This window comes from Brevibacillus sp. B_LB10_24 (genome assembly GCF_046036945.1).
GTDB lineage: Bacteria > Bacillota > Bacilli > Brevibacillales > Brevibacillaceae > Brevibacillus_C.
Genome location: NZ_JBJQOQ010000063.1, coordinates 1 through 10,612, shown reverse-complemented (window position 1 = coordinate 10,612; position 10,612 = coordinate 1). Strand labels below are relative to the sequence as shown.

General features: G+C 55.4%; 7 protein-coding genes and 2 pseudogenes. 7 read left to right on the top strand and 2 right to left on the bottom strand.

The genetic code is table 11. The features are described 5' to 3' along the window. Both ACI7RC_RS27415 and ACI7RC_RS27410 read left to right on the top strand, forming a co-directional pair. Window positions 1–271 (top strand): annotated as a pseudogene (locus ACI7RC_RS27415) (dihydrolipoyl dehydrogenase); the annotation flags it as partial. A gap of 106 nt (window positions 272–377) precedes the next feature. After that, the gene (locus ACI7RC_RS27410) at window positions 378–686 is read left to right on the top strand and encodes a hypothetical protein (protein WP_408111337.1); all 309 of its coding nucleotides are present in this window, start codon (window positions 378–380) and stop codon (window positions 684–686) included. 54 nt (window positions 687–740) lie between these two features. Here ACI7RC_RS27410 and ACI7RC_RS27405 read toward each other — a convergent pair whose 3' ends face one another. After that, entirely contained in the window at window positions 741–1,472 is a 732-nt protein-coding gene (locus ACI7RC_RS27405) for an aspartate/glutamate racemase family protein (RefSeq protein ID WP_408111336.1), read from the bottom strand. A gap of 16 nt (window positions 1,473–1,488) precedes the next feature. Then, window positions 1,489–2,892 (bottom strand): NCS1 family nucleobase:cation symporter, encoded by a 1,404-nt coding sequence (gene ncs1, locus ACI7RC_RS27400; protein WP_408111335.1) that lies wholly within the window; start codon window positions 2,890–2,892, stop codon window positions 1,489–1,491. 251 nt (window positions 2,893–3,143) lie between these two features. Here ncs1 and ACI7RC_RS27395 point away from each other — a divergent pair, with 251 nt between their 5' ends. The 5 genes and pseudogenes from ACI7RC_RS27395 to ACI7RC_RS27375 all read left to right on the top strand — a co-directional run. Beyond that, the gene (locus tag ACI7RC_RS27395; RefSeq protein ID WP_408111334.1) at window positions 3,144–4,859 is read left to right on the top strand and encodes a sigma 54-interacting transcriptional regulator; all 1,716 of its coding nucleotides are present in this window, start codon (window positions 3,144–3,146) and stop codon (window positions 4,857–4,859) included. 191 nt (window positions 4,860–5,050) lie between these two features. Continuing rightward, a complete protein-coding gene (locus tag ACI7RC_RS27390) occupies window positions 5,051–7,126 on the top strand; it encodes a hydantoinase/oxoprolinase family protein (protein ID WP_408111333.1) in 2,076 nt (691 codons plus the stop codon). Window position 7,127: 1 nt separating this feature from the next. Then, window positions 7,128–8,909, top strand: a complete 1,782-nt coding sequence (locus ACI7RC_RS27385) for a hydantoinase B/oxoprolinase family protein (protein WP_408111332.1) — start codon at window positions 7,128–7,130, stop codon at window positions 8,907–8,909. A 57-nt stretch (window positions 8,910–8,966) separates the two neighbouring features. After that, a complete protein-coding gene (locus ACI7RC_RS27380) occupies window positions 8,967–10,373 on the top strand; it encodes an NCS1 family transporter (RefSeq protein ID WP_408111331.1) in 1,407 nt (468 codons plus the stop codon). 28 nt (window positions 10,374–10,401) lie between these two features. Beyond that, a pseudogene (locus ACI7RC_RS27375) lies at window positions 10,402–10,612 on the top strand (Zn-dependent hydrolase); the annotation flags it as partial.

Below are 10,612 nucleotides of genomic sequence, written 5' to 3'. Positions count from 1 at the left end.
GTACCAGGTAAAAGTGGAGACCTATCCCTTCTCCGGCAACGGCAAGGCGCTGGCGATGGATCAGCGGGAGGGCTTTGTCAAGCTGATCGCCGAGGAGAAGTTTGGCGAGATTCTCGGCGCGGTGCTCTTCGGGGCCCACGTGACGGAAATGATCGCCGCGCCGTCCGCGTTCCTCCACCTGGAAGGCACGGTCGAAGAGCTGGCCGGGATGATCTTCGCCCATCCGAGCGTCTCGGAGACGGTCATGGAAGCCGCAGCTCATTGGCTGTAAGGATCGGCGAGTCAAAATTTCGACAAGCCAAATCCGCCCCCCGCCTCCTTCACTGGCATGAAACATGCACAATCATTTGTGCTAAAGCACAGAGGAGGAGAGGGCGATGGACTACAAAGTGTGCTTCGAGCAGCTAGACTGGAACGAGGCAGCGCCCGGGTGCAGGGACAAGATTGCTGTATTTGGAGAAAGCCGGCTGCGGCTGGTCGAGTTTACCGACCAGTTTGTCGAGGATGGATGGTGTGTACGCGGCCACCTGGGCGGAGTGCTGGCGGGAAGAGCGACGCTTCACTTCCCAGATTCCAGTCTCTCCTGTCAGCAAGGGGATGGCCTTTTTCTGCCTGAAGGCAAGCCGCATAAAGTAACCGTAGCGGCCGGGGAGCGAGTGCTGTTCCTGTTCGTCGAAAAAGCGTAGAAGGAAAGCAGGGAATCCCTCGATGCACAAGGGATTCCCTGCTTTTTAGCACGATCAGCTGCCAAATTGGCTGAGCAGTCCGACGAAGGCCTTCTTTTCCGGATAGCGATACGTTTTGAACTTGCTCGTCGTCTTCCCGATATCGACGATCGCTTCGGCAAATTTTACTGCAGCCACTACCCCGTCGATCACGGGGACCTCCAGCTCTTTTTCCAGGTTGTCGGCGAATTCGGCCATGCCGGCGCATCCCAGCAGAATCGCTTCTGCCTGGTCTTCGGCAATCGCCCGCCTGCCTTCCTCCGCCAGCATTTTCATCCCCATCTCGGGATCCCGCTCAAAGTCAAGAACGCACAGCGGAGTCGTCCTGACGTTGACGACACGATGGGTCATGCCGTAACTGGCAACGAGTTCCTCCAGCATCGTTTTGATCCGGGGCAGCACGGTGACGACGGAAAAGCGGGCTGCCAGCATCGACGCCATGTACATCGAGGCTTCTGCGATCCCGATGACCGGCGCAGCCGTCACTTCCCTGGCCGCCTGCAGTCCGGGATCCCCGTAGCAGGCGATCACATAGGCATCGATCCCCTCTTCGTCTCCTTTTTTTACCTCCTCAATCACGCCGGGTATGGCCAGGTATTCATCGTAATACGATTCAATGGAGACGGGGCCCATTGCTGGACTGACGGCGAGAATCTGCGTATCCGGCCGGGCGGCGCGCTTGGCAGCATGCTCGATCCCGCGGGTCATCTCCCAGGTCGTGTTGGGGTTAATCACCTTGATCTTCATTCCATTCGCTTCCTTTCTATTCAAGATTGACGTGAAGCTGCTGTTGGCCAGTGATCTCCGGCTGCGGGTAGACCTTGGCAATCCAATACTTCATCAGCGGATAATAGAGGACGATCGAGAGGCCGAATGCGCTGATGAAGCCGTAATCAGGGAGAAAAAAGACCGAGATGCAGGCGGGCACGTAAGCGATCAGCGCCGCCGGGTTCAGGTTGTTCCAGTACCGGTACTGGCCGCCCGCCTTGTACAATTCAGCGAGCTGCAGCTGCCGTTTTCGCAAGAGGTAGTAATCACAGAACATGATCCCGGCAATTGGGCCTAGCAAGGCGGTAATGATCATCATGATCTGCGGGACGTAGTCGGCGAAGTTCCATGGCTGCAGCAGAAGCCCTGCAATACCCGCGATTATAGCCGCCACTGGAAAGGAGATTTTGTGCGGGAGAAAGTTGACGATGATGTAGCTGGGAGGCAGCAGGTTGGCGCTGACGTTGGTCGACCATTGGGCGAGAATGACGAAAGCGAGACAGACGATCAGCAGCAAGGGGTTATCCTTGCCCAGAGTTTGCACCATGACGTCGATCGGGTTCCAGTTTCCGGTTGCCACGCCGCTGGTCAATCCAATAAACGTAAAGAGCAGCATCGACCCTACCAATCCGACAGTATGACCCCAAAAGCTCCCCTTGTTCGCCTGCCACCAGGTTCCCTTTTGGTCCTTTCCAGATACTTTTAGGAATCGGGTGAAATCGGAGGCATTCAAGGCCATCGTGATATAGGTGCCCATCTGTGCTACGACGGCAAACCCGAATGAAACGCCCCCCTGTCCTTTGATCGCAAACAGCTGGCTGAACGTGATGCTGTGGGCGTTCATCACCATCAGCAGCAAAACGACGCCGATGATCAGGATGCTGGGGGAGGCCAGCCATTCGAATTTGGTGATGGCGTCGATACCCATCGCGGTATTGGCGATCTGAACGGCGCCAAACAGGATGATCCACAGCGTCAAATTGGCATACCCGGTCAGCATTTCCATGATGACGTTCAAGGCGGCAGCGCCCATCCAGGTTTGAAAACCAAACCAGAAAATGGCGGGAATCGCGCGAATCAGCGCCGGGATGTGCGTCCCGAGGTACCCGAAGCAGGCCCGGATATAAACGGCATAAGGGATGCCATAGCGCACCCCGATGTCGCCCATCAGCGTCAACAGCACGGCCACAATCAGATTGCCCACGATGCAGGCGGCCAGTATCTCCGTAGGTGAGAGCGCCGGGTAGAGCTGTGCTCCAAGAATAAAGGTGACCAGCTGGACAGCGATTCCGATCCACAGCATGAGAAATCCCAGGTTGGAAATGTTGCGCTGATCCTCTGTCGTCGGCATGATGTCCTTACCAGTTAAACGAATGCCCGATTCATCTTCTTCCCTCATAAGCGAACCTCCTTTGCCAAAGTGAAGCTGCCTTTTACCACAAGCAAGGGATGTGCCAGGACAAAGAGAGCGGCATACGGCAGCAGCGGGCGAATCCCCCTTGCATTGTTGCAATGGTCCGGTGCAAAAAACCGGTTGTTTCACCTGCCCAGTCCGGTTCTTGCCGGAGTAGTAAAATTGCAATAATATTTGCAATTATTCAACTCCAGGGATATATTTTTTACAAACCGATGATCGCGAGGTGAATCAAATTGCTGAAAAGCCTGGTAGAGTTCGTGGACAACCTGCCGATTGGCATCATTCTGGTCGACTCCCAGTGCCGGATCGAGTACGCAAATGAGACAAGCTGCCGTCTGCTGGACAAATCGCCCGGCCATATGGTGCATCAGTCGGTCCTTGATCTTTTGCCCTTCAGCCATATCGTGCGGGTCATCAAGACAGGTGAACCTTGCATGTTTTACGCGGAAGCGGAAAACGGCCGCAGACTGTTTTTATGGGAAACGCCGCTGCAGTCGCACATGCTGACGCAGGCAGGGGCTGTGTTGATGCTGGAGCCGCGGCAGGTGGAGAGCTTCGCCGAAAACGCCGAAAAAGTGAACGATCTGAAGCAGGAAATGGAAGTGATCATGAACTTGATCGGCGAGCTGGTGACAATTACGGATGGGTCCGGCCGAATCCTGCGGGTAAACGCCTCCTGCGAGAAAGTGATGGGCGTAAAAGAATGGGAGTTCGTGGGACAGCCGGTCTTTGTTTTGGAAGAAAAAGGGATCGTCGATTGCTCTTCAACCAAAAAAGTGCTGGAACAGGGCCGGCCGATCCGCATTGCCCAGACGACGAAATCGGGCCGCCGTCTGGTCGTATCCGGTTTTCCCATCTACAACGATGAAGGGAAACTGGTCAAAGTGATCAACATCTCGAAGGACATTACCGAACTGGATCAGCTGACCAAACAGCTGGAAGAGACGAAACAGCTGGTACAGCAGTACCAATCAGAACTGCTTCGGCTGAACCAGCACAGCAAACCGCAAATTGTCGTCCGTTCAAAAAGGATGGAAGAAGTGTTCGATCTGGCCAGCCGGATTGCTGATGTGGATTCCACTGTCTTGATACTGGGCGAGTCGGGAGTGGGAAAAGAAGTCATGGCGCGAACGATCCACTCGCTCAGTTCACGCAGGGATAAGACCTTTCTCAAGATCAACTGCGGCGCGATTCCGGAGAGTTTGATAGAGTCGGAGCTGTTCGGGTATGCGCGAGGAACCTTTACCGGCGCCAATAAGGAGGGAAAAGAGGGCTTGATCGTCGGAGCCGACAAGGGAACGCTGTTTCTCGACGAAATCGGGGAGATGCCGTTTCATCTGCAGGTGAAGCTCCTTCAGGTTCTCCAAGAAAAACAGGTGACTCCTCTGGGGAAAACAACTCCGGTTCAAGTAGACGTGAGATTTATCGCCGCGACCAACCGAAATCTGGAAGAGATGGTTCACAAAGGGCTCTTCCGAGAAGACCTCTACTATCGGCTGCACGTTGTCCCGCTCTACATCCCCAGTCTTCGGGAGAGAAAGGAGGACATCCCTTTTCTCACGGAACATTTCCTCCAGTTGTATAATCAAAAATATGGAAAAAGTGTGAGATTCGACAAAGAAGTGCTGCAGCTCTTCATCGATTATCCGTGGCACGGCAACGTGCGGGAGCTGCAGAACACAGTCGAGCGGCTAGTAGTTACTATGTCCGAATCAGAGATTCACCTGCATCACCTGCCGAACAAAATGCTTCAGTCCGCTCGTTGGAAACCGGGAAAAGGAAACAAAACACTGAAACAGCTGGTGGCGGAATACGAAAAGCGGCTGCTAGAGGAGACACTCAGCCAATCGCGTACGCTCAAAGAGGCGAGCATCAAACTGGGGGCAGACATCTCGACGATCAGCAGGAAGGTGAAGCGGTACCAGATACCGCTTGAAGAAATGCAATAAAGGTTGCGAAAATGCAAACGACGCCCGGCAGGAGAAACGAACGGGGTGGCACTAGAGAGAGTTGCAAAAATGCAACTCTATCCTTTTCTTCTACGAGCCGGGAACGGTAACAGTACCTAACCGGGCATGGCATAGCGATTGCATTCAGAATCTTTTGAATCATGGCAAACACAGGTGAAAGGAGCATTGAAATGAAATTAATTGGCGTAGACGTTGGAGGTACTTTTACAGACATTGTGTTTACCGATACGGTAGAGCGAGCAACGTGGATTCACAAGGTCCCCACCACGATGGAAGACCCGTCGATCGGAGTGGTCCAGGGTATCGAAGAGCTGTGCGAGCGGAAGGGAATCGAACCGGCGCAGATTGACCACGTCTTCCACGGCACTACGATCGCAACCAATTCCGTGCTGGAGTACGACGGAAGCAAAACCGGGATGATCACAACCAAGGGGTACCGCGACATTCTCCACATCGGACGGCATCAGCGGCCGCAAAACTACTCGATAATGCAGGAGATCCCCTGGCAGGATCGTCCGCTGGTGCAGCGCCGCTACCGGAAAGTGGTGACCGAACGGCTCGCCCCTCCGAAGGGAGATGTCCTGGTAGCGCTGGAGGAAGAAGAGGTTCGCGCATCGGTGCGAGAGCTACGGCAGGAGGGCGTGGAATCGATTGTCGTCGCCTTTCTCTTTTCTTACATCAATCCAGCTCACGAAAATCGGGTCAAGCAGATCATCGAGGAGGAGTATCCGGGGGCCTTTGTCACCACATCAGCCAGTGTCTCGCCGCAGTTCCGCGAATTTGAGCGGTTTACCACGGCTGCCATCAACGGTTTTGTCGGCCCCAAGGTGAAGAAGTACATCAATAATTTGGAGGCCAAGCTGAAGAAGTCGTTTCCTGGCGCCGATTTGCACATCATGTGCTCCAACGGCGGCGTGGCGACGCCCCAGTCGGTCGCAGAAAAACCGGTCACGACGCTGCTTTCCGGTCCGGCAGCAGGTGTGCTGGGGGGGTCCTGGTCCGGCACCCTTTCCCGGCGCAAGAAGCTGATCACCTTCGATGTAGGAGGAACCAGCGCGGACATCGGCATTGTGACAGAGCAGGGTTACAGCGAGTCGTCGGCGCGCGATACGTGGATCGCGGGTTATCCCGTGATGGTGCCGATGATCGATATCCACACGATTGGCGCCGGCGGGGGCAGCATCGCCTACGTGGATGAAGGCGGGGCGTTCAAGGTAGGGCCGCGCAGTGCCGGTTCCCGCCCAGGCCCGGCGTGTTACGGGCATGGCGGCATGAAACCGACCGTCACAGACGCCAATGTCGTCCTCGGCCGGCTGGATGAGGAGAATTTTTTAGGCGGGGAAATGCAGATCTACCCCAGCGCTTCCTTTAAAGTCATCGGGGAACTGGCGGAACGGCTCAAACTCGGCGTGAAGGAAACGGCAGAAGGCATTTTGACCATTTTAAACAACAACATGGCGAATGCGATCCGCGCCAAGACGATCCAGAAAGGACAAGACCCGCGCGAATTTGCCCTCGTCGCCTTTGGCGGGGCAGGACCGCTGCACGCTGTTGAAGTGGCAAAGATTTTGAACATACCGGAAGTGATTATCCCGCCTTATCCCGGAATCACTTCAGCGACGGGACTCCTGACCACCGATATCAAGTATGACGTGATCAAGACGGAGTTCATGCTCAGCACCCAGCTTGATTGTCAGCAGTTAAACCGCGACCTGGAGCTGCTGGGCGGACAAATCGCCCAGCAGCTGATCGCCGACGGTATCGGCTCCGATCAGGTAAGGCTGGTAAGAACGGCCGATTGCCGCTATGTCGGCCAGGGGTATGAGCTTCGCATCGACCTGCCGGCAGGCGAAGTCACCCAACAGAATATGGAGCGCGCGCTGGAACAATTCCACCGCCTGCACGAGGCAGAGTACGGACATTACTTTGCGGACAGTCCGATCGAAATCGTCAACATTCGAATGACCGGCATCGGCATGATGCCAAAGATCGGAGATCCGGTGGTGGAGGAAACTGGAAATGTAGAAGAGGCGCTGATGAAAACCGGACAAACGGCATTCCGCAAAGACGGACAACTGCAGACGTGCGAGACATCTTTTTACCTGCGGGAAAAGCTGCCGGCTGGTGCTGTATTATCCGGTCCGGCGGTCATATTGCAAAAAGACACCACCACTATCGTTCCGCCTGACTGCCAGGTGCTGGTGGAGAAGAGCGGCAATTTGATTATCAAAGTAGAGGTGAAATAACGTGAGCACAGCGGAAAAAATGCAGAGAACAATCGACCCGATCACGGCTCAGGTAGTACGCGGTGCGCTGGAAAACGTGGCGATCGAAATGGGGCACAAGCTTGCCCGCATGTCGTATTCCAGCATCATTCGGGAGTCGGAAGACTTTGGCTGCGCCTTGATCGATGTGGATGGTCAGCAGCTGTGCGAATCGACGCACAGCACCCCGTTGCAATCGGGACCGATCCCCGGTTACGTCAGAGGGATTCGCCGCATTTTGGCAGAACGGAATGACACCTTCTACCCCGGTGATGTGATCATGCACAACTCTGCCTATCACGGCGCTTCCCACGGCCCGGACATCGGTTTTTGCGTACCGGTGTTTTATCAAGATGAGTTGATCGGCTTTTCCGTCACGACGGCGCACCATCTCGATGTAGGCGCCTTGACGCCGGGCAGCTGCGGTATTGTGGATGCCGTGGACGCGTATGCCGAGGGGCTGCAGTTCAAAGCGGTCAAGGTGTATGAGAAGGGACAAAAAAACCACCAGGTTTGGCATATCCTGCGTGACAACATCCGCGCACCTGACATGGTCGTGGGCGACATGGAGGCGCAGATTGCCGCCGCTCGCATCGGAGCGGAACGGTATCTTGAGATCGTCGAGAAATACGGATTGGAGACGGTGTTGGCGGCAAGCGAGGACTTGATGAATTACTCCGAAAAAATGCTGCGCAGCGCCATTGAAAAACTGCCCGACGGAACCTACTCGGCAGAGGGGTATCTGGACGGGTACCTCGACAGTCCAGACCCGGCGAAAAAAGATTTGAAGATCGTGGTAACCGTTCATATCAAGGGCAGCGACATCACCATCGATCTCACCGGGACGTCCGCCCAGGTGGACGATCGGCCGATCAACATGCCGTTTGAAGGAACGGTGGATTGCGCCATCTACCTGACGCTGCGGTCCATTTTGCTTGACTCCAGCGTATACGGAAACATTCCGCAAAATTCCGGCCTGATCCGTCCGGTTCGCATCATAGCGCCTAAAGGTACCCTGTGCAATCCGATTTTCCCCGCCCCGACGATCGCCCGTTTTTGCCAAGGCAACGTCGTCGCGGATACCTTGATGAAGGCGCTCGGCCAGATCGTGCCGCAGCAGGTGAGCGCAGGCGTCGGAAATTTGAAGGTCATCGCCTACAGCGGTTTGGTCGGCGAAAACTACTGGGTGTACATGGACATCATGGAGGGGAGTTACGGCGGACGATACGGCAAGGACGGGATGGATGCCGTCGACACCTTGTACGCCAATACGCGGAACAACCCGATTGAAGACATCGAATCCCACTATCCGCTTCGCGTCACCCGCTACGAGCTGCGGGAAGACGCCTCCGGAGCCGGCAAATGGCGCGGCGGCATCGGATCGATTCGCGAGGTATCGTTTCTCTCGGACGGCAGCTGCTCTGTAGAGGGCGATGGACACAAATACGCCCCTTGGGGATTTTCCGGCGGCGGGGCGGGACGCGTCGGGCAGCTTTTACTTCATTCCGGTTCCGGCACATTAGAGGAACTGCCCTCAAAGATTCCCAATCGGCGGATGAAAGCGGGCGACAGACTGCAGCTGACCGGTCCGTGCGGCGGCGGATACGGCAATCCGCTGGAGAGGGAGGCGGAAAAGGTGTTGGCCGATGTGCTGGACGGGTACATCTCCCGCGAAACGGCGAGGAGAGAGTACCGTGTCGTGATTTCGGAGTCGATGGAGCTGGATGTGCAGGCAACAGAAGAGCTGCGGCTGGAAAGAAGCTAGGCATACCCAAATCTGCCGCTCGCGAGCCGGGCGGTCCAGAAAAGCGAGGTGTGGTGAATGGCTAATAAAGGTGCCGTGACAGAATCAGTTTTCCCCCTGCCGGACGGAGAGGGCCGAATCCTCGACGTTACCAGCTACATTCTCCTCTGGTTGGCCACCGCCGTCTTTTTGGGCTACTTCTTCGTCGGGGCCAGCCTGGTTCCGCCGATCGGAACGTTAAATTTGTTTCAGGCGATTCTCGTGATCGTCATCGCCAAGATCATCGTCATGGCTTTCTTTGCCTTGAACGGTGTTCCCGGATGGAAGTACGGGATCCCGATGGTGGTTCAGATGCGCGCTTCCTTTGGCACGCGGGGACAGGCGATCCCCTCCTTGATCCGTGCTGTTCCGGCTCTTTTCTGGTTTGGCGTGCAGACGTGGGTCGGCGCCCAGGCTTTGAATGGGATCTCCAAGGAGTTGTTCGGGTTTGACAATACGTTTGTCTGGTTCGTCGTCTTTCAATTGGTGCAGACGTGGATTGCCTCGCGCGGCTTTTCGTCGATCAAGTGGTTTGACGTGGCCGGCTCGATCTTCATCGCTGTCTGCATGGTCTACATCATGTACCGGTTGATTTCCAATTACGGCGCAGAAATGTCAAAAATCATGGACGCCCCGGGAACGTACGGCTGGGCCTTTTGGGGCGGGGTGACGACGATGCTCGGCATCTACTCGACGCTGATGCTGAACGTGAGCGACCTCGTCCGCTACATGCCGCGAAAAGGGGTATCCAAAACAAGGTATACACTGGCGCAGCTGCTCGGCATACTGCCCGGCGCGCTGTTTATGTGTATGATCGGCATCATCTCCGTCTCGACTACCGGTCAGTACGACCCGATTGCCATCTTCGTCAAAGAAATCCCCTCGTTAGGACTGATGGTAGTGATGATGCTGTTTATCGCCGCGGCCCAGTTTACAACCAACCTGGTGGGCAATGTCGTCCCCCCGACGATGGTTCTGTGCGACTTGTTCAAGGTAAAGTGGAGGACAGGAGCGTGGATAACCGGTATCTTAGGGCTGTTCACATTTCCCTGGCTGCTGCTAACGGCCAACGCTTTCAACCTGTTTGTGCAGATATACTCCGCCTTCCTGGGACCCATTCTTGGCGTAATGCTGGCCGACTTCTTTCTGCTACGCAGCCAGAAATACCATCTCGCTGAGCTGTACAATCCAAGAGGCTTCTATTCTTACTGCAAAGGGTTTAACCCGGCGGCGTTTATCGCCATTATCGCGGGAGCCGTAATCGCAACGATCAAAGTGGAAATCTCTTGGTTCCTCGGGCTGATTCCGTCTGCGATTCTTTATGTCATTTTGATGAAAGCGTGGATCGTGAAAAAATACCCGCAATCGATCCCGGCAGAAGACCAACCGGAACAGGAGATCATCAAGGCCGTTCAGTCCGTGCAGGCTTCTGTTCCCTCTCCATAAAACACATAATCAAACGAAGGAGGCTGTGATGCAGGCAACCGAAAAAATAGACGGAAAACGGATAGCCGAGCGGCTTGAAATATTGTCAAAAATCGGGAAAACAGCGGAAAACGGCGTCCATCGGCTGGCCTTGTCAGCAGAAGACAAACAGGCCCAAAAGCTCGTCGCTAGCTGGATGCAGGAAGCGGGAATGGCGGTTCGGCAAGATTCCTTCGGCAACCTGATCGGCCGCAAGGAAG

Bases quoted from the DNA above. Each gene is read 5' to 3' on its own strand.
- ACI7RC_RS27405 (WP_408111336.1), bottom strand. From the start codon at position 1,472: ATGAAGATCAAGGTGATTAACCCCAACACGACCTGGGAGATGACCCGC.
- ncs1 (WP_408111335.1), bottom strand. From the start codon at position 2,892: ATGAGGGAAGAAGATGAATCGGGCATTCGTTTAACTGGTAAGGACATC.
- ACI7RC_RS27380 (WP_408111331.1), top strand. From the start codon at position 8,967: ATGGCTAATAAAGGTGCCGTGACAGAATCAGTTTTCCCCCTGCCGGAC.
- ACI7RC_RS27390 (WP_408111333.1), top strand. From the start codon at position 5,051: ATGAAATTAATTGGCGTAGACGTTGGAGGTACTTTTACAGACATTGTG.
- ACI7RC_RS27410 (WP_408111337.1), top strand. From the start codon at position 378: ATGGACTACAAAGTGTGCTTCGAGCAGCTAGACTGGAACGAGGCAGCG.